At 39.6% G+C, this 23,215-nt stretch carries 20 protein-coding genes; 13 read left to right on the top strand and 7 right to left on the bottom strand.

Annotated elements, in window-relative coordinates:
- Positions 1–7: 7 nt before the first annotated feature.
- Positions 8–1,498 (top strand): type I 3-dehydroquinate dehydratase, encoded by a 1,491-nt coding sequence (locus B4N75_RS06605; RefSeq protein WP_296706924.1) that lies wholly within the window; start codon positions 8–10, stop codon positions 1,496–1,498.
- 47 nt (positions 1,499–1,545) lie between these two features.
- Here the strand turns inward: B4N75_RS06605 and era are convergent, their stop codons facing one another.
- Complete coding sequence (gene era, locus B4N75_RS06600; RefSeq protein WP_296017174.1) at positions 1,546–2,475, bottom strand: GTPase Era; 930 nt, start codon at positions 2,473–2,475, stop codon at positions 1,546–1,548.
- Positions 2,476–2,717: 242 nt separating this feature from the next.
- Between era and glgX the strand changes: the two genes are divergently transcribed.
- The 7 genes from glgX to B4N75_RS06565 all read left to right on the top strand — a co-directional run bounded on the left by glgX (position 2,718) and on the right by B4N75_RS06565 (position 11,747).
- Positions 2,718–4,823, top strand: a complete 2,106-nt coding sequence (glgX, locus tag B4N75_RS06595; RefSeq protein WP_296669225.1) for a glycogen debranching protein GlgX — start codon at positions 2,718–2,720, stop codon at positions 4,821–4,823.
- Positions 4,824–4,940: 117 nt separating this feature from the next.
- The gene (locus tag B4N75_RS06590) at positions 4,941–7,403 is read left to right on the top strand and encodes a glycogen/starch/alpha-glucan phosphorylase (RefSeq protein ID WP_296706922.1); all 2,463 of its coding nucleotides are present in this window, start codon (positions 4,941–4,943) and stop codon (positions 7,401–7,403) included.
- Between the two features lie 91 nt (positions 7,404–7,494).
- Positions 7,495–8,259: a transporter substrate-binding domain-containing protein gene (locus B4N75_RS06585; protein ID WP_296666540.1), complete on the top strand. Its 765-nt coding sequence runs from the start codon at positions 7,495–7,497 to the stop codon at positions 8,257–8,259.
- 345 nt (positions 8,260–8,604) lie between these two features.
- Entirely contained in the window at positions 8,605–9,279 is a 675-nt protein-coding gene (locus B4N75_RS06580) for an amino acid ABC transporter permease (protein ID WP_296017223.1), read from the top strand.
- On the top strand, positions 9,266–10,006 hold the full coding sequence (locus B4N75_RS06575; protein ID WP_296017252.1) for an amino acid ABC transporter ATP-binding protein: 741 nt from the start codon (positions 9,266–9,268) through the stop codon (positions 10,004–10,006). Before B4N75_RS06580 ends, B4N75_RS06575 begins: the two co-directional genes overlap by 14 nt.
- An 87-nt stretch (positions 10,007–10,093) precedes the next feature.
- A complete protein-coding gene (locus B4N75_RS06570) occupies positions 10,094–10,678 on the top strand; it encodes an AAA family ATPase (RefSeq protein WP_273066681.1) in 585 nt (194 codons plus the stop codon).
- 16 nt (positions 10,679–10,694) lie between these two features.
- Positions 10,695–11,747, top strand: a complete 1,053-nt coding sequence (locus B4N75_RS06565; RefSeq protein ID WP_296666535.1) for a S66 family peptidase — start codon at positions 10,695–10,697, stop codon at positions 11,745–11,747.
- 115 nt (positions 11,748–11,862) lie between these two features.
- Here B4N75_RS06565 and B4N75_RS06560 read toward each other — a convergent pair whose 3' ends face one another.
- From B4N75_RS06560 to B4N75_RS06545, 4 genes are all read right to left on the bottom strand, one after another.
- The gene (locus tag B4N75_RS06560; RefSeq protein WP_296017280.1) at positions 11,863–12,258 is read right to left on the bottom strand and encodes a hypothetical protein; all 396 of its coding nucleotides are present in this window, start codon (positions 12,256–12,258) and stop codon (positions 11,863–11,865) included.
- A 77-nt stretch (positions 12,259–12,335) separates the two neighbouring features.
- Entirely contained in the window at positions 12,336–12,662 is a 327-nt protein-coding gene (locus B4N75_RS06555; protein ID WP_296017288.1) for a Dabb family protein, read from the bottom strand.
- A 17-nt stretch (positions 12,663–12,679) separates the two neighbouring features.
- Complete coding sequence (locus tag B4N75_RS06550; RefSeq protein ID WP_296666532.1) at positions 12,680–14,299, bottom strand: NAD(P)/FAD-dependent oxidoreductase; 1,620 nt, start codon at positions 14,297–14,299, stop codon at positions 12,680–12,682.
- Positions 14,300–14,355: 56 nt separating this feature from the next.
- Positions 14,356–16,641: a methyl-accepting chemotaxis protein gene (locus B4N75_RS06545; protein WP_296706919.1), complete on the bottom strand. Its 2,286-nt coding sequence runs from the start codon at positions 16,639–16,641 to the stop codon at positions 14,356–14,358.
- A gap of 539 nt (positions 16,642–17,180) precedes the next feature.
- On the opposite strand from B4N75_RS06545, the gene B4N75_RS06540 reads away from it, so the two are divergent.
- The 5 genes from B4N75_RS06540 to rpsU all read left to right on the top strand — a co-directional run bounded on the left by B4N75_RS06540 (position 17,181) and on the right by rpsU (position 21,219).
- Positions 17,181–17,909, top strand: coding sequence for an IMP cyclohydrolase (locus tag B4N75_RS06540; RefSeq protein ID WP_296666526.1), 729 nt, complete (start codon positions 17,181–17,183; stop codon positions 17,907–17,909).
- Positions 17,909–19,630, top strand: a complete 1,722-nt coding sequence (locus B4N75_RS06535; RefSeq protein ID WP_296706917.1) for a B12-binding domain-containing radical SAM protein — start codon at positions 17,909–17,911, stop codon at positions 19,628–19,630. Before B4N75_RS06540 ends, B4N75_RS06535 begins: the two co-directional genes overlap by 1 nt.
- A gap of 315 nt (positions 19,631–19,945) precedes the next feature.
- Complete coding sequence (locus B4N75_RS06530; protein ID WP_296666524.1) at positions 19,946–20,524, top strand: DUF3793 family protein; 579 nt, start codon at positions 19,946–19,948, stop codon at positions 20,522–20,524.
- Positions 20,521–20,913 (top strand): flavodoxin domain-containing protein, encoded by a 393-nt coding sequence (locus B4N75_RS06525; protein WP_296017330.1) that lies wholly within the window; start codon positions 20,521–20,523, stop codon positions 20,911–20,913. The genes B4N75_RS06530 and B4N75_RS06525 overlap by 4 nt, the downstream gene beginning before the upstream one ends.
- 99 nt (positions 20,914–21,012) lie before the next feature.
- Positions 21,013–21,219, top strand: a complete 207-nt coding sequence (rpsU, locus tag B4N75_RS06520; RefSeq protein ID WP_078930978.1) for a 30S ribosomal protein S21 — start codon at positions 21,013–21,015, stop codon at positions 21,217–21,219.
- A gap of 137 nt (positions 21,220–21,356) precedes the next feature.
- On the opposite strand, the gene B4N75_RS06515 is transcribed toward rpsU, so the two are convergent.
- Together B4N75_RS06515 and B4N75_RS06510 are read right to left on the bottom strand one after the other, a co-directional pair.
- A complete protein-coding gene (locus B4N75_RS06515; RefSeq protein WP_296017345.1) occupies positions 21,357–21,761 on the bottom strand; it encodes an acyl-CoA thioesterase in 405 nt (134 codons plus the stop codon).
- Between the two features lie 56 nt (positions 21,762–21,817).
- Positions 21,818–23,215: ABC-F family ATP-binding cassette domain-containing protein (locus B4N75_RS06510; protein WP_296666522.1), on the bottom strand; the 1,398-nt coding region annotated here is incomplete at its 5' end.

Below are 23,215 nucleotides of genomic sequence, written 5' to 3'. Positions count from 1 at the left end.
GGAAAAAATGGCGAAATCTTTGGTTTGTCTGTGCGTAACAGGAAAAACTTTGGCGGAAGATGTTGCAATTGTTGAAAAATACAAAGAATTCATTGATATAGTTGAACTTCGTGTAGATTTTCTTGAAGAAGATGAACGTCTTAAAATCCGCGAATTTCCGGCAATGATAGATGTTCCTGCAATTCTTACAATTCGCCGCAAAATTGACGGTGGGCAGTATATCGAGGGCGAGTCGACACGCACCATGCTTTTTGCGCGCGGTCTTGCGTTTGCTCAGGAAGACCCGAAGAAAAATTTTGCCTATGTTGATTTTGAAGAAGATTTTCATATTCCAAGTTTGGAAGATGCGGCTCAGGCTTTTGGAACGAGAATTATCCGCTCTTACCACAATATGAGTTCTCCGATTAAAAATATTGTTGAAAAATTTGATGAACTTCGTCAGAATTCTTATGAAATTCCAAAAATTGCTTTTATGCCCCATCGTCTTTCTGACGTTACAAAAGTTTTTAGCGAAGCAGACAAATGGAAGAATACAGAGCAGATTGTATGCGCAATGGGACCTCTTGGGCTTCCGACAAGAATTCTTTCAGAACGATTGCATTCATATCTTACGTACACAAGTCCATCTGAACTTTTGGGCAATTTGCTTGAAATCGGACATACAGATCCAATCACCCTCGAAAAAACATATCATTTTCATTCGATTAATGAAAAGACAAAGATTTTTGGAATTACAGGCTATCCTCTAAAAATCACTTCCAGCCCGGAATTGCAAAATGGAATGTTTGAAAAGGCAAATTTAGATGCAGTTTTTATTCCATTCAAGTCGGAAACAATCGAAGACTCGCTGGATTTTGCAAAAACTCTTGATATTCAGGGATTTTCTGTAACAATTCCCCACAAAGAAACAGTTATTCCTTTAATAAAAAATATTGATGAAAAAGCAGAATCAATCGGCGCCTGCAATACAGTCGTCCGTTATGGTGATGATTGGAAAGGTTATAATACTGATGCGCTTGGTTTTGAAAAAGCGCTTTTGGAATTTACCGGTGCAAAAGATTTAAAAGGCAAAAAAGTTGCAATAATCGGTGCTGGCGGAGCAAGCAGGGCAATTGCTTATGTTATCAAAGAACTTGGAGCAAAGGCATGTGTATTCAACCGCACTTTGGCAAAAGCCCGTTTAATTGCCGAAAAATACGGTTTTGACTATGCAACGCTCGGCCCGGAGAGCCTTGAAAAATTGAACAAATATTCTGACGTAATCGTTCAGACAACTTCAAAGGGCATGGGCAGCAGCGACCCTTCAAACCCAGAAAACGACCCGATTTGGTTCTACGACTTTAACGGAGAAGAATATGTTTATGATGTAATCTATTCTCCAGAAGTAACTCCAATTATGGCTCGTGCAGATGCTTCAGGCTGTAAAGTTTGCAATGGCGCCGGAATGTTGCTTTATCAGGGAATTGCACAGTTTGAATTGTACAAACAGCTTGTATAAACAATACAGAACAGGCTTCACAAAAAATCGTGAAGCCTGTTTTTTGTCTATTTTAATAATTTATTCAGCCTTAAATCATTCTGCCGCCAGTTTTTATCTACCTTAACCTGCAAATCCAAGTCAATTTTGTAGTCAAAAATTTTGCGCAGCTGTTTAATTGATTCAATACGGATTGTTTTAATCATTTGAGCGCCTTTTCCGATTACAATGCCTTTTTGACTTTCTTTTTCAACGCATAAAAACGCACGGCACCACATTTTTGTCGGCGAACGCATTTCCATATCCGCAATCTGAACATAAACGCAATGCGGAATTTCCTGATCAAGACGGTTAATTGCCTGTTCACGGATAACTTCCGCAATTCTAAAGTCAACTTCCTGGTCAGTATAAAATTCTTCCGGATAAAGATGGGGCGCAACTGGTGCAAGTTCGTAAAGCGCACGCAAAACATCGTTGACTCCTTCATCGTTTTTTGCCGAAACATCGAAAATATTTTTTTCGGAAAGCTCAGGAAGCTGTTTTGACAGAAAAACTCTGGCAGCCGACGGATTTGATTTTTTTTCGTCAATCTTGTTTAAGGCGGCAACGGTCTTTTTTTCATGCCCTTTTAAAAGTTCTGTAATCAGTTTTTCTTCATCGCCGCAAGGACGCGTCGAATCCACGACATAAAGAATTGAATCCGCATTTGCAAGCTGGTCTGCAACAATATTGCGCATTTTAAGATTCATTTTTTTGTTTGATTCGTGGTAGCCCGGAGTGTCCACAAAAACCAGCTGACCGAGCGAAGTGTTTACAATTCCACGGATTGCGTTTCTAGTTGTCTGCGGAATCGAACTTACAATGCTTACCATTTCTCCTGAAGCCGTGTTTAAAAATGTCGATTTTCCGGCAGAAGGTCGCCCGATAATTGTAACAATGGCTGTTTTGTCTCCGACAGTGCTTTCTTTTTTTTCTGATTCTAGATTTATATTTTCCATTTTTCGAGTATAGCATTTTTTAAAAATTTTGTAAGTTTTTGCAGGACGCCATTTACGCTCTAACCGGTGTTCCAGCGTTCCGCTTTTCGCTTCATTGCAAAATACTGCGTATTTTGCAACGCTTCGCGCGCCTCCACCCCGGCGTAAGAAAAATTCAAAAAACAAAAATAAACAGTTTAATAAAACATTTATGAAAAATTATTGGTCTGCCTGTCTTTACTGTGTTAAAATATTCAATACTTATGGATCGGTTAAAAGTCCTGCCAGGCAACCCTTGGGATTTGGGAGCGGTTTATATTGGCAGCGGTGTAAATTTTTGTGTTTTCAGTCGTAATGCGACGGCTGTTTATTTGGAGCTTTTTAAAAAATCAGACGACAGTGCTCCTGCATGTACTATAAAATTAGAGCCTAAAATAAATCGTACTGGTGATTTGTGGCATGTCTTTATTGAAGGTTTAAAACCTGGAGCACTTTATCTTTTTAGAGTTGACGGCCCTTTTGAGCCAAAAAACGGGCACAGATTCAACAAAGATATTTTTCTTTACGACCCTCGCGCAAAAGCTCTGACAGACGGTTCGCTTTTTAAAAATTTAAATTCCCAAAAAGTCTGTCCTCTCGAAAAAATGCCAAAATGCGTAGTTGTAGACGAACTTTCTTATAATTGGGAAAATGACCAGCCTCTAAAAAAGCCTTTAAACGAAAGCATTATTTACGAAATGCATTTAAAAGGCTTTACGGCTTCTCCTTCTTCTGAAGTAAAATTTCCTGGAACTTATCGCGGGGCAATCGAGAAAATTCCTTATTTAAAAAAACTTGGAATTACCGCGGTTGAGCTTTTGCCTGTTCAGGAATTTGACGCATTTGAAAATATGAACACAAACCCAAAGACCGGCAAACGCCTTGTAAATTATTGGGGCTACAGTACGACGGCTTTTTTTGCGCCAAAAGCAGCATATTCTTCGGATAAAAGACCTGGAGCATGTGTTGCCGAATTTAAAGACATGGTAAAGGCTTTTCACAAAGCTGGAATTGAGGTTATTTTGGATATTGTATTCAACCATACTGCCGAAGGAAACGAGCACGGAATTACATTTGGTTTTAGAGGATTCGACAATTCAATTTATTATCAGCTTGTAAGCACAAATAAAGAATATTATGTAAATTTTTCTGGCTGCGGAAATGCCCTCAATTGCAATCATCCTGTCGTTCAAGAATATATAATCGGCTGTCTGCGCTATTGGGTTCGAGTAATGCACGTAGATGGCTTCCGTTTTGACCTTGCAAGCGTCCTTTCCCGTGACGAAAATGGTTTTTTGACCTTAGAAGCGCCTCTTACAAGACGAATAAGCGAAGACCCTATTTTGCGCGATGTAAAAATAATTGCAGAGCCTTGGGATTGTGGCGGCGCTTATCAGGTTGGTTCTTTTCCAGGCGGAAGATGGTGCGAATGGAATGATAAATTCCGCGACGGCATAAGGCGTTTTATCCGTGGAGACGAAAAACTTTCGACAGAAGCCGCGACGCGAATTTCCGGTTCGAGCGATTTATATTCTTCAAGCGGAAGAAAACCGTATCATTCTATAAATTACATTGCGAGCCACGACGGTTTTACAATGAACGACTTGGTTTCGTACAATTACCGTCACAACGAGCAGAACGGCGAAGAAAACCGCGACGGCACTGACAACAATTTAAGTTACAACAACGGTTTTGAAGGCCCGACGTTAAATCCAAAAATTGAAAAAAACAGAATTCGCCAGATAAAAAATTTTTTTGTTGCTTTGTTTTTGAGCCAGGGAACGCCAATGTTCGTTTGCGGAGATGAAGTTCAGCGTTCTCAAGGCGGAAACAACAATCCGTACTGTCAGGACAACGAAATCTCTTGGTTTGACTGGAACGACATAAAAAAGCACGGCGATTTGTTAAATTTTGTAAAGAAATTGATTGAATTGCGTCGTAATCACCGCGTGTTTATGCGGGTTGATTTTTTTAAAGGGCAAAAAACTGCAACACAGACAAGTCCTGCCGATATAAACTGGTTCAACATTGAAGGTTTTATGCCAGATTGGGCAAAACTAGACAGGTTTTTGGCGTTCAGGCTTGGAGGGGGAATTACAGAACTGGATTCTAAACCGGACAACGATTTTTATGTTGCTTTTAATACCGACATTCACGACGTCACTGTGACTGTGCCGCCGCCATCTGCCGGAAAAAAATGGTATAGGGTTCTTGATACTTCGATAGAAAATGAAGAATGTATTTTATCAGAAGGAAAAGAAGAACTTTTAAGAAATCAGGAAAAATATGTTATTTTGTCGGGTTCTGCCATTGTTTTAATCAGCAAATAGCAAAAAATCGTGATAAAATAATAATGCATGAATTTTTTGGCAAAAAGCGTGCATAAATTGTAGAAAAGTCGATCAAAACATAAATTTGATTTTACAAAAAAGGATGGAGAATAAAAAATGAAGTTTAATGCAGAAAAATTTCGCGAAAATCTTGCGGCTCGTTTGCGGCGTCAGTACGGAAAAGATATTTCTCAGGCAAATGAACATGATCTTTTTGATGCGGTGAGCGCTTCAGTTCAGGAATTGATTTTGCCTTCTTGGATGGCAACTCGCCGCGAATACGAAAAAAAACCGGTAAAGCAGCTTTATTATCTTTCGGCCGAATTTTTAATGGGCCGTGCCTTGAGCAACAATTTGATAAATCTTGGAATAAAAGACGAAGTTAAAAAAGTTCTCGACGAAATGAACATAAATTTTAACGTGATTGAAGATGAAGAGCCGGATGCTGGACTTGGAAACGGCGGACTTGGCCGTCTTGCCGCTTGTTTTTTGGATTCACTTGCAACTCTCGACTATCCTGGACACGGTTACGGAATTCGCTACGAATATGGAATGTTTGAACAGCACATCGAAAACGGCTATCAGGTTGAATATCCAGACAACTGGCTCAAACATCGCGATCCTTGGGAAGTAAAACGCTCGGATTTGGCGGTAACTGTAAAATTTGGCGGAGAAATCAAATACGGAAAAACTCCTGACGGACAGGACAGATTTTATTTGGAAAATGCCGAAGAAGTGATTGCGACTCCTTACGATATGCCGGTTGTCGGTTTTGACACAAACACTGTCAATACTTTGCGTCTGTGGCAGGCTTCGAGTCCAAACGGTTTTGATTTACAGCTCTTTAACGACATGCGTTACAACGAGGCTGTTTTTAAACAGAACGATGCAGAAAATATTACTCGTGTTCTCTATCCGAACGACAACGGTCCTCAAGGAAAAACTCTCCGCTTAAAGCAGCAGTATTTTTTCTGTTCAGCGTCGCTTCAGGATTTGGTTCATCACTTTGTTGCTGATTATGGAACGGATTTTGCAAAATTCCCGGAACTGCATGTGATTCAGTTGAATGACACTCATCCGGTTGTTGCAATTCCTGAGTTGATGCGCATTCTTATGGACGAATATTCGATGGGTTGGAATGAAGCATGGGACATCGTTACAAAAACTTTTGCCTATACAAACCATACGATTTTGGCAGAAGCGCTTGAAAAATGGGACATTTCAATTTTTCAGAGCCTTTTGCCACGAATTTATCAGATTATTGAAGAAATCAACCGCCGGTTTCTTATTGAACTGCACGCAAAATTTCCAGATGATTATCAAAAGCAGAACAGAATGTCGATTATTCATGATGGAAAAGTTTACATGGCTTGGCTTGCAATTCACGCAGGCTTTAGCGTAAACGGAGTTGCCGCGCTTCATACCGAACTTCTTAAAAATGTTGAATTAAAGGATTGGTACGGACTTTATCCTCAGAAATTTAACAACAAAACAAATGGAATTACTCAGCGACGCTGGCTATGCAATGCAAATCCTGAACTTGCAAAATTTATTACAGACAGAATTGGTCACGGTTGGGAAAAAAATCTTTCAAAACTCAAAGAACTTGAAAAATTTGCAGATGATGAAAAATCTCTTGATGAATTGATTTCAATTAAGCGTCATAACAAAGAAATCCTTGTTGATTATTTAAAGCATCATCAAAATGAATTTCTTGATCCAGATTCGATTTTTGATGTTCAGGTTAAGCGTCTGCACGAATATAAACGCCAGCTTTTGAATGTCCTTCATATTATGTATTTGTACAACAAAATTATCGAAGACCCGACATTCAATCCTCCAAACCGTACGTTTATTTTTGGAGCAAAGGCTGCTTCTGGCTATCGTCGTGCAAAGGCGATAATCAAATTGATTAACACAGTTGCAGAACGTGTAAACAACGATCGTCGTGTGGGTGGCAAACTTCGCGTTGTATTTGTTGAAAATTATCGTGTAAGTGTTGCAGAAAAGATTTTCCCGGCGGCAGATGTTTCTGAACAAATTTCAACGGCAGGAAAAGAAGCTTCTGGAACTTCTAATATGAAGTTTATGGTAAATGGCGCGCTTACGCTCGGAACTTTGGACGGCGCGAATATTGAAATTTTTGAAGAAGCAGGAAAAGAAAACGGCTTTCCGTTTGGTTTAACAACTGAAGAAATTCAAAAAATGGAAAAAGAGCACTCTTACAATCCTCAGCAGTATCTTGAACGAAATCCGGTTCTTGCAAAAGTTGTCGGTCAGTTGGTTGACGGCACTTACGATCCAAGCCATCAGATTTTTAAGGAAATACACGATTCTCTTGTTTACGGAGTTGAAGGCCAGCGTCCAGACGTTTATTACGTTCTTGCAGATTTTGAGCTTTACTGCAAAGCTCAGGAAGAAATTGCAAAAGCTTATGCCGACAAAAAAGCTTGGGCGCGAAAAACTTTAATCAACATAGCCAACAGCGGAAAATTCTCTTCAGACCGAACAATTGAAGATTATGTCCGCGATATTTGGCATTTGAGAAAAGTTGAAGTTGCTGACAGCGATGTGAAATAAGCGATTGCAAAAAATTTTGTAAATACTTTTTGTTGAATTACAAAAAAAATTTCTTTATAATTTTAAAAGTTTTTTATTTTGGAGGACTTTTATGAAAAAAGTTTTAAGTGTTGTTTTGGCAGTGGTTGCCGCCGCTTCGCTTTTTACTGGCTGTTCTAAAAAAGACAAGGCTGCCGGCAAAAAAGTTTGGATTGTTGCTACAGATACAGTATTCCGTCCGTTTGAATACACTAACGAAAAAAATGAATTTGTTGGTATTGACGTTGATATTCTTGCTGCGATTGCAAAAGATCAGGGTTTTGACTACGACCTTCAGTCGCTTGGTTGGGATGCTGGTGTAGCTGCTGTTCAGGTTGGACAGGCTGACGCTCTTATTGCTGGCGCAACAATCAAACAGGAAAGAATTGACAGTGGCTGGATTTTTTCTGACGGATATTATGACGCAACTCAGACTTTTGTAGTTGCAAAAGACAGTTTAATTGCATCTTTTGCTGACCTTGCTGGAAAAAATGTTGCTGTTAAAAACGGAACTGCCGGCGCAGACTTTGCAAATTCTCTCAAAGATAAATATGGCTTTAAGGTAACAGTTTTTGAAGATTCTCCGACAATGTATCAGGATGTAATCCTAGGAAACAGCGCTGCCTGTGTTGAAGATACTCCAATTATGGCAGATAACATAAAGACTGGAGGACTTGCCCTCAAAATTCCTGCTGGAATGGAAAGCAAAGGCGCTCCATACGGCTTTGCAATTATGAACAAAGCAAACCAGCCGTTGCTCGATATGTTCAATGCCGGACTTAAAAATATTAAAGAAAACGGAACTTATCAGGCAATTCTTGATAAATACTTGAAATAGTTTTTGCATTTACTGCAAAAAGGGACTGTTTAAAAACTTGTTTGAAGCGATTAAGGAGCAATTTAAAAATTGTTCTTTTGGCTCGAATATTGTTTTTGCAGTCCTTTTTTTATGCCTTTGTAAAATTTGTTCGCTGGACAAGCGATTGGAGTACCGCCGAAGGTGTTGTTTTGCAGCGCAAAACAATGGAGCGCGGAGACGCGGAAGTACGGAAAGCGCGGTTTTTGCGCTAGCAAAAATGGCCCCAAAATCGTGCATCTTTTAGATTGAGAAATGGCGGATTTTCCGTTATACTATAGTAGAAAATATGGGGTTTGCCCGACACTAGTTTTTTGAGGTTGCATTTTGATTTCGATTCTTCAGGTTTATTCGCTGATGCTTTTGCGTTCACTTGGCTATACGCTGGTTCTTTGTCTGTGGGCGTTGCTTTTTGCAATGGTTATTGGTCTTATTTTTGCTTTGTGCAATGTAAGCAGCAGTAAAATTTTGAATGTTATTGGTTCGGTTTATGTCGATGCAGTGCGTGGCGTTCCGTTGATTGTTCTGGCGTATTTTATTTATTTTGGCGTGCCTCAGGCTTTTAGGCTGGCTGGGGTGAACAATTTTAGGCTTCCGGCCTTGCAGGCTGGTACGATTGCGCTGGCGATGAACTGTGGCGCTTATATGGCGGAAATTTTTCGCGCAGGAATCGAGTCAATTGATGTCGGGCAGATGGAAGCGGGGCGAAGTCTTGGGCTTTCTTATGCAACAACAATGCGCCGTGTAATTTTGCCGCAGGCTTTTAGGGTAATGATTCCTTCAATTATAAATCAGTTTATAATCACCTTAAAAGATACATCGATTTTGTCCGTAATTGGTTATCCTGAGCTTACAAACATGGGAAAGACAATCAGCGGCAATACTTTTAAATCGCTTCAGACTTGGGCAATCGTTGGAATTATGTACATGGTCGTAATTGTTTCTCTGAGCAAAATTGCAAAGATTATTGAAAGGAGATTAAAGCGAAATGTTGAGCGATAAAGTAAAAATTCACGTTGAAAATCTTCGGAAAAATTTTGGTAATCTGGAAGTTTTAAAAGATATTTCGCTGGATGTTCACGAAGGCGAGGTTGTCTGCATAATCGGGCCGTCTGGTTCTGGAAAATCGACTTTTTTGCGATGTCTGAATCATCTTGAAGAGCCGACAAGCGGAAAAATTATTGTAAACGATACGGATATTACCGACAAAAAAGTAAATTTGAATAAGGTGCGCGAAAATATCGGAATGGTTTTTCAGCATTTTAATCTTTTTTCAAATATGAATATCATCAGCAATCTTATGCTTGCTCCTGTTGAGCTAAAAAAAATGTCAAAGGAAAAGGCAAAAATTGAAGGAATGAAACTTCTTAAACGCGTTGGACTTGAGTCAAAGGCTTTTGCACATCCGCAGCAGCTTTCTGGCGGTCAAAAGCAGCGTGTTGCGATCGCGCGTTCTCTTGCAATGAATCCTCAAATTTTGCTTTTTGACGAACCGACGAGCGCCCTTGACCCCGAAATGGTTGGCGAGGTTTTGGAAGTTATGAAGGAGCTTGCCCGCGGAGGAATGACAATGGTTGTTGTAACGCACGAAATGGGATTTGCCCGCGAAGTTGCAGACCGCGTTGTTTTTATGGACTGCGGTTTTATAATTGAACAGGGAACTCCAGAAGAAGTTTTAAAAAATCCGAAAGAAAAACGAACTCAGAGTTTTTTGGAAAAAGTTTTGTAGCAGATTTTGCTAAAATGTTGCTAAACAACTTAAAAAGTCAATTCTAAAACTGAAGTTTTAATCTTGACTTTTTATGGGAGCATAAAATTGAAAAAAATAATTACAATCAGCCGCGAATTTGGCGCAGGCGGTTCAACAATCGGCAAAAAAGTTGCAGAAATTCTTGGTTATGAGTATTATGACAAAAGTATAATTTTGCAGGCGGCAAGTGAAAAAAATATCGATATTTCTAAAGTTCTAAAAAGCGACGAAGAAGCGCCGTTTTTGACGGGATTTACACAGTCGCTTTTTGATTTTTACAATAAACCGATAAACGATCAAATTTTTGAAGCGCAAAAAGAAGTTATCCGCAAATTTGGAGAACACGGTCATTGCGTTATTGTCGGCAGAAACGCAAATCAAATTCTTCAGGAATTTGATGACAGCTTGCATGTTTTTATTCACGCAGATCCATGGTGGAGAGTTGAATACTTAAAAAACAATAGAATGCAGGATGTTTCGGAAGAAAAAATCATGCGGGATCTTGTAAGAGTTGACCGCAAACGTTGCAAGTATTGCACTTACTACACAAATACCGAATTTGGCGATTCTAGATATTACGATTTGTGCTTGAATTCTGGAAAAATTGGACTTGATGAGTGTGCAAAACTTATTGTTGAGTTAAGCCGCTAAAAAAGGACTTAAAAATATGCGTTTTCCAAAACCGCTAAAAAAAGGCGATACGATTGCCATTGTTGCTCCGAGTTTTGGCGCAACGACAGAACCTTACAATTTTCGCTTTAACGAGGCAGTCCGCCGTTTTAAAGAACGTGGTTATAACGTGGAAATTGGCGAGTGCTGCTACAAGTCTGACGGTCTTGGAATTTCGACAGACCCAAAAATCGCCGCCGCTGAACTCCAAAAATATTATTTAGACCCCAAAATAAATGCTGTTTTTAGTTGTGGCGGCGGTGAACTCATGTGCGAAACCGTAAGTTACGTTGATTTTGAAAAACTCAAAACTGCCGAACCAAAGTGGTTTATTGGTTGCAGCGACAATACAAATTTCATTTTTCCGCTTGTAACCCTCTGCTCAATTCCGGCAATCTACGGTCAAAATGCTCCTGGATTCGGAAAACCCTGGGAACAGAGCGAGCTTGATGCATGGAATCTTCTCGAAGGAAAGAGTTTTACGGTCAGCGGTTATCCGAAATTTCAAAATCCAGATGTAGAGAGCGAAGACCCTCTTTCTTCTTATATTTTGACTGACAGAAAAGAACTTGTGTCTTATATTCCTTCTAAAAATGGAAATACTTTAGAACTTTTGCTGCCAGACGAAAAATTGGAATTTGACGGAACTATTCTGGGCGGCTGTCTTGACTGCATTGTCGGTTTGAGCGGAACTCGGCTGGAAAACGTTTGCCGGTTTAGCGAAAAGCACAAAAAAATTGTTTGGGTTTTGGAAAGTTGTGATTACAATCCAATGGATATCCGCAGGGCGCTCTGGCATTTAAAAGAAAGCGGCTGGTTTAAAAATGCCTCGGGGTTTGTTTTTGGACGGCCGCTTGCGGCTTTTCGGCAGGAAATGATGGGCGTAAATCAATACAATGCAGTAACAGGAATTTTGGGCGATCTTGGAGTTCCAATTGTTTTGGATGCCGATATTGGTCATATTGATCCGGCAATGCCCTTGATAATTGGAGCAAATTCAAAAATTTCTGTAAAAAATGACAAAATAAAAATCGAAATGAATATTTTATAAAAATTTTATAAGTTGGGGCTTCCACCGCTTGCGCGGTGTCGGGTGTTTCGCCATTTCATTATAAGCGGACGAGTCCGCTTATAACGCTACGCGTGGCTACACCCCCTAAGCCGTTTTATTTTTTTACAAAAGTACCAATCAGACCGATAACCCATCCCGCAAGAATTATATAAAATCCAAAGCCTGTAATTTTAAACCAGTCTTTAAAAAAGTTTCCGCGTGCAAAAAAGATAAGTCCGAGCACAATAGAAGCAAGCAGACAAACTGTTTTTAACATGCTTGAATTAGAAACTTTTACAAAGCACAGAATAATTCCAACGGCTGCCGCAACAAACATTAAAAGTGCAAGCCACGAATCTAAATTGCTCAAGTCCTTAAAAGCATCAATTATTGTAAAATCAATCTTTCCAAGAATACCAAGCGAAATTCTTATAATCGGTAAAAAACTTCCGACTACAACTGCAATCATTCCAATCAAATAAAAAAGGTTAAAACTACTTTTTTTTGCCATAACAACTCCTCTAAAAAAGCTTGCATTGCAAACTCAATTAAACATAATTTTAACACGAAAAATATTTTTTGCAATTTTTATTGATTTATTGTTTTTTTGAAAGGTTTTGTGTCGTCAAAGTCAAAAATCGTTTTTTCTTCAATAAATCTTGAATATTCTCGTTTCCAAATTAAATGAGCGTCGCTTGAATCGTAGGCTTCCAGCGCTTCTTTGTCCATGTCCATTTCAATCATAATGTCGGCGCGGTTTTCGCGTTTTATGCAGCACTTGTAAATTTTTACGTAATGTACTCCGTTAATTTCTGTTGTTGCAGTATTAAACAGTTCTTGAATCTGCTCAATAAACGAATTTTCGATTTTTTTTGAAATTTCCGGAACAAATTTTACAAGGATACAGTGTTTCATTTTTGGTTCCTCCGTTTTTACTGCGCTTTGAGAGAATTTATTATTGTTCCGGCAACGCGCTCTCCGTCCATTGCCGAACTTCCAATTCCTCCAGAATATCCGCTTCCTTCTCCGCATGGATATAGATTTTTAATTGCCGTACATTCCAAAGTGTCTTTGTTGCGTAAAATTCTTACAGGAGTGCTGGTTCTTGTTTCCGAAGCGATTAGAATTGCGTCAGGGCAAACAAAACCTTTCATGCTTTTGTTAAAATCCTTAAATCCTGCCTGCAATTTCTTACAAATATCTTTTGGAAGCCATTTATCCAGTCTGCTTGAAACAACTCCGGGTTTATAACTTGTAATTGGAAGCGATTTTGATTCTTTTTCTTCAAGAAAGTCCGTTAGCCTTTGAGCTGGTGCAAGCTGACCGGAACCGTTTTTGAAAGTTAATTTTTCGAGCCAGGTTCGCCAGTAAAGCCCGGCAAGTGCAGGACAGCCTTCACCTTCTGCCTGTTTTTTAAATTCCTGAGGAATGTCTTCCGGTCTGCGTTCAACGACAATTGCCGCATTTGACCACTGGCTGTTTCGTCCAGAAGAACTCATTCCGTTTACGACAATCTGATCTTTTGCTGTTGCACATGGAACGACAAAGCCGCCGGGACACATGCAAAAACTGTAGACTCCGCGGCCGTCAACCTGAGTTGTAAGACGGTATTCGGCGGCGGCAGGCATTTGTTTTCCGTGGAATTGAATTGAATCTATAATTGCCCGCGGATGTTCAACCCGGACTCCGACCGCAAATGTTTTTGCTTCGAGCGCATTTGGTGCAATTTTCGAAACCATTTGGTAAATATTTGACGCAGAATGTCCAGTTGCAAGAATTATTGAATCTGCAAAAATTTCTTTTTCTTTTCCATCGGTAAGATTTTTGATTTTTACACCGGTCGCCTTTAATTCATTGTTCTGAGAAGTTTTTTCTACAATTAAATCTGTACAAAGTGAATTAAAATGAATTTCGCCGCCAAGTTCTACAATTTTTTTTTCCATGCGGTCAATAATGCCAGGAAGTTTATCTGTTCCAATGTGAGGATGTGCATCGGTAAGAATGTTCGGATTTGCTCCAAATTCAACAAAAATTCTGTAAATTTTATAGATGTCGCCACGTTTGTTTGAACGGGTGTAGAGTTTTCCGTCAGAAAAAGTTCCTGCTCCTCCAGAACCAAAACAAAAGTTTGAATTTTCGTCCAAAATTCCATCTTTTGTAAGGTTTTCAATGTCGCCTGCCCGAACTTTTGTCGGATTTCCACGTTCAATAATAACCGGCTTAATTCCTGCTTCAAAAAGTTTAAAAGCCGCATAGAGTCCTGCCGGTCCGCAGCCGATTATAACTACAGAGCGTTTTCCATCGGCGTGTTTCCAGTTGAGCGCAATGTTTTCTAAATCTTCCGGTTCTTCATCAATGTAAATTTTGTAACGCATAACGAGCTTAATCTGGGAATGCCGTGCGTCAATCGATTTTTTTATAAAAACCGAAGTGATTTTCTGTCCATTTTCAAAAATTTTTTTTTCTTTAAGAGCTTGCCGAATTTTTGCATCGATTGTGCTCTGATTTTTTTCGTCCTCTGGCATGAGGGTGATTGAAAGTTCACAAGTCATGCCGATATTATATTAATCATCTCCAAAAAATGCAATTTTTAGAGCTTAAACATTATTTAGACATGGAACAAATCAATCTGAGAACCAATTTTCAAGATTGATTTCTGCATTGCTTTGGAAATATTGCTCAAAGTTTTTTCGTTGTCGCTAATTTGGTTTGCAGAAGCTGTCATTTCTATCATGCTTGATTTGATTTCTTCTGTTGCTAGCTGTAATTTTTTAACTTGATCCAATATTGTCTGGTTGCCTGCCGACATGCTTCCGGAAGAGACACGAACGTCAGAAGTTGAATCGTTCATCATTTTGAGCGCATCTGTAATCTGATGGCTGCCGATTTCACTTTCTTCCATTGCGCCTTTTATTTGCTGAACAAGCTGGTCAGTTTCTCGGATTTTCTTTGTTACTGATTGGAACGAATTTTTAGCCTCTGCCGAAGATACAACGACAGTTTCAATCGAATTTTGAATTTTCTGAAGTTCATCGCGGATCTGTTTTGACTGGCGGCTAGAACTTTCGGAAAGATTGTGAATTTCATCCGCAACAACGCTAAACCCGCGTCCTGCATCGCCTGCATGCGCAGCTTCGATAGAAGCATTCATTGCCAAAAGGTTTGTTTCGCTTGCAATTTTAGAAATAACTTTGTTTGCTTCCATAAGCATTTGGCTCTGTGCTTGAATTTGCTGAATCTGTTCGTCTACGCTGTTCTGTTTTTCAATTCCTGTAGTTGTGTCGTTTTCGAGAGAGATAAATGAATCAACCATATGCTCAGTGCTTCTTGTAACGGAAGAAATATTTCCAAGCATTTCTTCTACTGCTGCGCTGGCCTGAGTAACTCCAGACGACTGGTTTTCAATCATTGCATTTAAAGCTTCGATATTTTTCGTAATCTGGTTTACTTTGTCTGTAGTTTCTTCAACAGATTTTCCCTGCAATTCAATTTGGCTGCTTACTGTGCTTATATTTGAAATGATTTTGTTGATAGAAGAACTTGTTTCGCATGTTGTACCTGCCATTTCTCCGTCAACTTTTGAAAGTTCATCCTTCGATTCTTTTATCCGCATAATAATATGATGCAAATTTTGTGTAAAAGTGTTGAATCCCAAAACAACTTCGCCAACTTCGTCTTTTGTTTTTACTTCGATTCGTTTTGTTAAATCTGCAGCACCGGAAGCGATTTCGATAATTGAATTTTTAAGCTGAATGAGAGGATGAACTAACATTGTCAGATAAATAGAAGTTACAACCAAAAGTATGATTGCAATCATAATGCTTATAAAACAAATCTGGAAAGCGCTCTTTTTTGCCATCGAAACGATTTCTGTTTGGTTTATTGAAATTGCCAGCGACCAGTTTGTATGGTTAATTGGGCAGTAGAAAACGTAATTTGTTGCATTTCGTTCGCTGTCTTTGATAATTCCGGTTCCTTTTTGGCTCAAAATCATTTTTTGAGTCATTTCCTGATACCCTTTATAGCCGGATTCTTCATCGCTCATTACGTAAAAATTCTTCATGATTTTTTCAGAATCTGGATGAGCAATAATATTTCCTTTTGAATCGATTGCGTAGGTAAAACTGTTGTCGCTAAAATTCGACTGTGTAATTTGGTAATTCACCTTGCTCAAAGCAAGCGCGCCGACAATAACTCCCCAAAACGATTTGTTCGTGTTTGTTACTGGAGCAGAAACATAAAAAATGTAACCGATTCCGTCTGGAGATGGCACAGGATCAGAAATATATTGTTGTTTTCCGTTTGTGTAAATTGCCGTAAAAAAGTCTTCATGCGAAATGTCGGTGTAATTTCCGTTAGAATCGTACATTTTTCCGTCTTGGCCGGCAATTCCGATAAAATCAAAACTTGGATCGATTAAATCTTTGTTTTCTGTCAGATAATTGCAGGCAAGTTCATAATTTCCAGAAGTAAATGCCTCGCTGTTTGTAAAAATTCCAAAACTTTTAGAGAAAGAATCCAGCCAGTAAGTTAAACCGTCGGCTGTCCGTTCTGCAATTGTTGTAGAAAAATTTGTATAAGTTTCTGTGTTGTCTTTTGCAATCGAATGAACCAGAAAAAATGATAAAGTTGTAAATGAAAGTGTAAAAAAAACAAAAAGAAAGACTGCAAATTTAAAGGTGATCGAACGTACTATATTTTTTATAGAAATTTTATGCTTAGAGTGTTTTGCGGTTTTCTGCTTTTTTTGTTTAGATTTTTTTTCTGATGGCGCATCTTCCAAAGCCTCTAAAACTTCGATATTTTCGTCAGAAGAATTTTGTTCATTAAAAGCAGGATTTCCGGTAGAAATAATTCTGTTGTTTTCAAGTTCTGGATTAAAAGGTTCGTTCATACAATCCTCCGAATAAAGAGCAAACACTCACCCGCCATTTTTAAATTGTCCAATATCTCTATTATCGTCTAAAAAAACATATCAATAAAGAAAAATAAACACTTTTTAGCAAAATATAACCAAAAATTCCTTAAAGTGCCAGTGTTGAAAAAAACATAAACTGTAGATAATATAAAGGCAAGCGGTTTATTTTGAGTTTAAATTTTCCGGTCAAACCAAAACAATTTCTCAGGAAATTCGATAAGGAAAATCATTGCTTGGATTTTTTGAACTTCGATATTTAACCTGAAAAATAAAATTATAAATTTTGGGTCATGCGGTTGCCCAGAAACTTTGTTCGCAGTTGTAATCGGCTTGTCAAAAAGGCAAAATTTTCTATATTTTGCGGTTTCGGCGGGCGCAACCGCAGCAAAAATAAAATTTGGACACCCGCACCGGGCTTTGCAGGGTTTCATTGTTTTGTTTGGCTTCGATAAGCTCAGCCGGCACAAAACAACGCTATGCGCCCTTCCAATCCCTTGCCCTAAAGGAATTTACTTATGAAAATCAATCAGCTCGAAAATCTTTTGTCGCAGAATGAATATCCAGGACGCGGAATTGTTGCAGGTCTTTCAGAAGACGGAAAATATGCTGTCAGCGCATACTGGACAATGGGACGCAGCGCTGGAAGCCGTAACCGCATTTTTACAGTCGAAACAGAAGATGGAAGCGAAGTTGTTCGCACAAAAGCATTTGATCCAAGTTTAATCGCAGGTGATCCAAGCCTTATAATTTATGCGGCAGTTCGTCAGTTCAAAAACAGTACAATCGTAACAAACGGTGATCAGACAGACACGATTTTTGAAGGTCTTAGAGAAGGAAAAACTTTTGAACAGTCATTGCGTTCTCGTAAATATGAACACGATGCTCCAAATTACACTCCGAGAATTTCTTCACTTTTAAATATAGAAAATGGAAAATTCGATTACGCAATTTCAATCTTAAAAAGCGATTTTGGAAATCCAGACAACACTTTAAGATTCACATTTGCATACGACAATCCTGTAAAAGGCCAGGGAAGATTTATTCATACTTATATGGGCAACGGAAATCCTCTTCCGTCGTTTGAGGGTGAACCGGAAGTTGTAGAAATCAAAGGCAATATCGAAGAATTTACCGACAAAATCTGGTCAAGTCTCAACGAAGAAAACAAAGTAAGTCTTTTTGTCCGCTTTATTGACATTCAGACTGGAAAATTTGAAGAAAAAATCATCAATAAAAACAAATAATGCAAAAAGTTCTTTGCACAACGCTCTTAATCGAAAAATCCCCTCAGGCTCTGCCTTTGGGGGTGGCTTGTATTGCTTCTGCCGTAAAAAACGATGACCGCACAAAAAATTTTTACAATGTTGAATTGTGTGATTTTTGCAAGGAATCTCCCGAAATAAAAAAGATTTTGTCCGAAGCAGAAATTGAAGCAGAAAAAAATACCGGTGAAATGCAGACAGGCTCTTACATTGCTGAGCAACTGGCAAAAAAAAGTCCGCAAATCGTGCTTTTTAGCATTTACGTGTGGAATCATGTTGCTTTGGAAAATGCTGCCCGCTGTCTCAAAAAAATAAACCCGGAAATCATAACAATTGCTGGCGGTCCTGAAGTTACGGCAGATCCATTTGTCTTTGAGGGATTTGATTATACGATTGCAGGAGCTGGCGAAGAAGCCGCAGTTTTGCTTTTGGAATCGATTTTTAAAAATGCCGGTGCAGAAAAATTGCCCGAAATTCCAGGACTTTTCTATTTAAACGGCAAACCTCAGGTCTTCCAGTTTGCGAGAACTTCACCCTGCGCCTTAGAAAAACTTTCTTCGCCATATCTTGACGGCACACTCGACGTTGCAAAATACGGCGGAGCTTTATGGGAACTTGCCCGTGGCTGCCCTTTTAAGTGTTCATATTGCTACGAATCCAAAGGCGAAAAAAAAGTAGCATATTTTCCGATGGAACGGATCGAAAAAGAAATCGAGCTTTTTGCCCAAAAAAAAGTTCCTCAGGTTTTTGTCCTTGATCCAACCTACAATGCGAGCAAAGAACGCGCCATTCAGATGCTCAGGCTGATTGAAAAAAAAACGCCGGACACTTTTTATTATTTTGAAGCGCGGGCCGAATTTATTGACCGCGAACTTGCAAAAGCCTTCAGCCGCGTGCGTTGTGCCCTGCAAATTGGAATGCAGAGCGCAGATCCAGAAGTCTTAAAAAATGTACATCGCACGCTCGACAAAAAAAAGTTCAGCAAAAATATTGGTTATCTTAACGAGGCAGGCGTGACTTTTGGCTTTGACCTGATTTACGGATTGCCGGGCGACACATTAAAAGGTTTTAAAAACAGTATTGATTATGCGCTCAGCCTTTATCCAAACAATCTTGAACTTTTTTGCCTTTCGGTTCTTCCAGGAACAGATTTGCACGATTCAGCAAAAAAATTTGGAATGATATGGGAACAAAAACCGCCTTACAACGTTTTAAAAACACCTCAATTTCCAGAGTCAGACTTGCAAAAAGCCGCTTCGCTTGCACGGGCGGTAAATCTTTTTTATACGCAGGGTCGCGCAGTAAGCTGGTTTAACTGCATAATTTACCATCTGCACAAAAAGCCGAGCGTTTTTCTTGGAGAATTTGAAAAATATCTTCGAGAAGAAAAAATTATGCTTCCGCCCGAACCAAAAATGCCGCAGATTAGAAAATTGCAGAAAGATTTTATAAAAAAACAATTTGAACAAAATCATCTTGCAAAGTATATAAATATAGTCAGCGATATGATAGAGCTTTACGGCGCTTTGAGCGATGCAGACGGCGACTGCCAGACATCAACCATAAAATTGCACTATTGGCCAGAAGACGTGCTCTCAGAATACGCAATGGATTTGCCATTTTTTTGCGCAAACGCCGAATTCCACCCATGCAAAATAAAAGTTCAGCCTTCTCCCGATGGCGCTGTTTTCAATATTGAATAAAAACCGTATGTGCCATAAAAATTTGGACCGCATTTTGCGTACAATCCGGCTTTTCACGGTTCCGCTTTCGCTCCATCCGCCGAGGCGGACGCATTCGCGCCGTTACAATCCGGGGTATATTATTCCCTTAAAAATTAACTTTTCTGGCTTAAACTCTTCAAAAAAGAAAAATTCAATTGACATAACTATGTTGTTAGTGTATGCTAACAACATAGTTAGCTTGTGCTAACCTAAGTGTACCTCATGGCAGTACGATTCTTAAGTTCTGACTGTTTCTCTGGAGTGTTGTACTGCCATATTTTTTTGGAATTTTTAATGGGATTTGAAGAAACTGTGATTCATTGCAGCGCTCCTGCGCTTTGCGGAATAAAACCTGCAAGCCTTTTTAGCCTTAAAAATGAATTTTATTCAACTAATCGAAGCCGGCTTTTTTCCTGGCGTAAAAATTTTTCAAAAGACAGGCGTTTTTTTGTTGTTCTCAAAAAAGACGACGGACGGGTTTTGATTTTTGTTTACGACAAAGGCTTGCTTGAAGAAGTTTGCTCCAAAAAGAAAAACCAGGAATACTTAAAAACTAAGGGATATGATGTTGAAAAAGGTTTTAATTCGATTTTGAGCGAACTTTTATTTCGGCTTGCCCACGAAAGCTCCTTTCCGCACGAAACTGGACTTTTTTTGGGCTATCCGCTCGAAGATGTCATAGGTTTTGAAACTCAAAATGCCAGAAACTGTGTGTTTAGCGGATTCTGGAAAGTTTATGGAGATAAGCAGGCTGCACTTGATTTAATGGAAAAGTACAGGCTCTGCACAGAAATTTGTATGTCGTGGTTCAGGCAGGGACTTAGCGTTCCTCTTGCTGCGCAAAAATATAAAAAAATGGAGGAAAATTTATGAAAACAGCAATTGTTTATTCTTCAACAACAGGAAATACGGAGCAGATTGCAAATGCGATTAAGGAAGCTGCGCCGGATGCATATTTTAGCACTGCTGATGTAGCAGACCCCTCAGAAGTTCTTTCTGCGGATTTAATTCTTTTGGGAAGCCCTGCAATGGGCGCCGAACAGCTTGAAGATTCAATGGAAGAGTTCTTTTCGGGAATTGAAGGCCAGATTTCTGGAAAAACCATAGGTCTTTTTGGTTCTTACGACTGGGGCGACGGTCAAATGCTCAGCGACTGGGGCGAACGTGTAAAAGCGGCCGGAGCAAATCTAAAAGGAATTGCAAAAGCTCAGCTTGCTCCAGATTCTCAGGCTCTTGAAGACGCAAAGGCGCTTTTAAACTAGTTTTTTTGAAATTTGGTTGGTTGATATGTTGAATTCATTTTGAATTTTTCATATACTAATCGAACTTATCGGAACACCGAGGAAAGGAGGTGAAATTACATGGCAACAATCGTTGTAGACGAGTCAGAGAACCTCGAAAAAGCAATTAAACGCTTTAAGCGCATGGTTGAAAAAGAGGGCATTGTTCGTGAATGTAAACGTCGCGAATACTATGTAAAGCCTTCTGCAGAAAATCATCAGAAGAAAACTGCTTTGGAACGCAAACTTTTTAACAAAAGACGCAAGTCAGAAAAAAAAGATTACTAGTTCTAAAAGTGAACGGGCTGCTCAAATGGGCGGCCTTTTTTATTTATATAGCAAACAAAAAAACAATGAAAAAGATAAATAAAAATGACCGTTGGTTTTAAGCGAATGAAACTTTTGTCCAGCGGTCATTTTTTTGTTTAGTTTGATTCTGGTTTAAGGCCGTCTACCATAAATTCCGAAGGAATTCTTGACGGATGAGCTTCGTGGTTTACACAGGCCCAGGTTACGTCGGCTTCGGCGCTGATTTGACCGTCCGGTTTTTTGATAATCTGGTGCATCGTTCCAGAAACTGCGCCCATTTTGATTGGCCAGGTTTCGATTGAAAGTTCCTCGTGCATTTTTGCAGAAACTTTGTAGTGAATGTCTACGTGGGTTACAAAAAGATAGTAGCCTGCATTGAAGATTCCATCGTAGTTAAAACCTATTTTTTCCAGAAAGTCCATTCTGGCGGTTTCCAGATAGTTTAAGTAAACTGCATTGTTTACGTGGTTGTAAGAGTCGCATTCGTAGGGACGAACTTTTAATACCGTTGTAATTTTCATAATGAGAAAAGTGTAGCATAAAGTAAAAAAAATATAAAACGCATTAAAGCGAGGTTTTAATTTTCTGATAGTTCCGCAAGTTCGCTCCAGCGTTCGTAAGCATGGTTTAGGCGTTCTTCGGCTTTTGTGTATTCTTCTCCGGCTTTTCTCGCTTTTGTAAAGTCTGAATCAGCCATTTGCGCTTCGAGAACGGATTTTTTTTCTTCGAGTTCGAGAATTTCATTTTCGAGAGCTTCGAATTCTTTTTGTTCTTTATAAGTGCGGCGGCGAGGTTTTTCTGGCGAGCAGGCGTTGCGGGCGGCGTTTGAGCCCGCAGAAGGGGTAGCGGACAAGCCATCAAAGCGGAGAGAATCGGCGCTGCTTGCAGGGACGGTTCGTGGAGCGGCTTGGCTTGGGAGCGAGGGGAAGTCTTTCCCCTTTTCATTCTTGGACTGTGCTTTCTTTTTTTCTTCCAAAGTTTGCAGATATTCGGAACATTTGCCGACAAATCCGCTTATGCTGCCGTCTTCTTCCATTATGAAAAGTGTGTCGGCGATTTTGTCCATAAAATAGCGGTCGTGGCTTACGATTAAAAGGCAGCCCTGGTAGTCGGTGAGGAACTGCTCGAGAATGTTCATTGTGAAAATGTCAAAATCGTTGGTCGGTTCATCGAGAACGAGAAAATTTGGGTTTGTGATTAGAAGCCGTACCAAAAAAACGCGTTTTCGTTCGCCCCCGGAAAGTGTGGAAAGCATTGAATGTTGGATTTTGCCTTCAAAACCGAATTCGTTTAAGAATTGGGAAGCGCTCAGGTCTTTTCCGTTGTTGCGGTGCACTATTTCGGCCGCTTCTTTTATGTATTCGAGGACTGTCAGGTTGAGGTTTGGAAAAACCGGATTTTGCTGGTAGTAGCCGATGAATGTGTTTTCGCCTTTTTCGATTGTGCCGGTGTCTGGCGGAATTGTTCCGGTGATGATGTTTAAGAGCGTGGATTTTCCTGAGCCGTTGTTTCCGAAAATGCCGATTTTTTCGCCTTTGTTAAATTTGTAGGAAAAATTTTTGAGCACTGGCGTAAAGTTTTGTGCGGTTGAATCACCGGCTTCTTTTTCGCCGACGTAGCCTTTTGGAAAATTTTTTGAAATATTGTGCAGTTCGAGAATTTTGCCTCCAAGACGGCGGCCTGCCACTTCAAACGAAAATCCTTTGTCTTGCGAGAATTTTTCGCGGTTTATGAGGGCGTTGTCGCGCTGGATTCTAGCTTTTGCCTTTGTTCCGCGGGCGCATGGACCCCGCATGAGCCAGTCGCGTTCAATTCGGAGAACTGATTCTATTCGGCGTTCTGTATTTTGCTCGATTTCGAGTTCAATTTGTTTTTTTTCGAGATAAGTTGAATAGTTGCCTTCGTAAAGTTTGAGACGCTTGCGGTCAAGCTCGTAAATGCTGCTGCAAACTGCATCCAAAAAATATCGGTCGTG

Origin of the sequence: Treponema sp. UBA7570 (assembly GCA_002477955.1) — a bacterium.
Classification (GTDB): Bacteria; Spirochaetota; Spirochaetia; order Treponematales; family Treponemataceae; genus Treponema_D.
The sequence above is the reverse complement of the archived record's forward strand: the minus strand, read 5'-3'. Positions and strand labels throughout refer to the sequence as shown.

Bases quoted from the DNA above. Each gene is read 5' to 3' on its own strand.
- glgX (WP_296669225.1), top strand. From the start codon at position 2,718: ATGGATCGGTTAAAAGTCCTGCCAGGCAACCCTTGGGATTTGGGAGCG.
- B4N75_RS06525 (WP_296017330.1), top strand. From the start codon at position 20,521: ATGAAAACAGCAATTGTTTATTCTTCAACAACAGGAAATACGGAGCAG.
- B4N75_RS06545 (WP_296706919.1), bottom strand. From the start codon at position 16,641: ATGAACGAACCTTTTAATCCAGAACTTGAAAACAACAGAATTATTTCT.
- B4N75_RS06565 (WP_296666535.1), top strand. From the start codon at position 10,695: ATGCGTTTTCCAAAACCGCTAAAAAAAGGCGATACGATTGCCATTGTT.
- B4N75_RS06530 (WP_296666524.1), top strand. From the start codon at position 19,946: ATGGGATTTGAAGAAACTGTGATTCATTGCAGCGCTCCTGCGCTTTGC.
- B4N75_RS06550 (WP_296666532.1), bottom strand. From the start codon at position 14,299: ATGACTTGTGAACTTTCAATCACCCTCATGCCAGAGGACGAAAAAAAT.
- B4N75_RS06515 (WP_296017345.1), bottom strand. From the start codon at position 21,761: ATGAAAATTACAACGGTATTAAAAGTTCGTCCCTACGAATGCGACTCT.
- B4N75_RS06605 (WP_296706924.1), top strand. From the start codon at position 8: ATGGCGAAATCTTTGGTTTGTCTGTGCGTAACAGGAAAAACTTTGGCG.
- B4N75_RS06575 (WP_296017252.1), top strand. From the start codon at position 9,266: ATGTTGAGCGATAAAGTAAAAATTCACGTTGAAAATCTTCGGAAAAAT.
- B4N75_RS06540 (WP_296666526.1), top strand. From the start codon at position 17,181: ATGAAAATCAATCAGCTCGAAAATCTTTTGTCGCAGAATGAATATCCA.
- B4N75_RS06555 (WP_296017288.1), bottom strand. From the start codon at position 12,662: ATGAAACACTGTATCCTTGTAAAATTTGTTCCGGAAATTTCAAAAAAA.
- era (WP_296017174.1), bottom strand. From the start codon at position 2,475: ATGGAAAATATAAATCTAGAATCAGAAAAAAAAGAAAGCACTGTCGGA.
- B4N75_RS06590 (WP_296706922.1), top strand. From the start codon at position 4,941: ATGAAGTTTAATGCAGAAAAATTTCGCGAAAATCTTGCGGCTCGTTTG.
- B4N75_RS06535 (WP_296706917.1), top strand. From the start codon at position 17,909: ATGCAAAAAGTTCTTTGCACAACGCTCTTAATCGAAAAATCCCCTCAG.
- B4N75_RS06585 (WP_296666540.1), top strand. From the start codon at position 7,495: ATGAAAAAAGTTTTAAGTGTTGTTTTGGCAGTGGTTGCCGCCGCTTCG.
- rpsU (WP_078930978.1), top strand. From the start codon at position 21,013: ATGGCAACAATCGTTGTAGACGAGTCAGAGAACCTCGAAAAAGCAATT.
- B4N75_RS06560 (WP_296017280.1), bottom strand. From the start codon at position 12,258: ATGGCAAAAAAAAGTAGTTTTAACCTTTTTTATTTGATTGGAATGATT.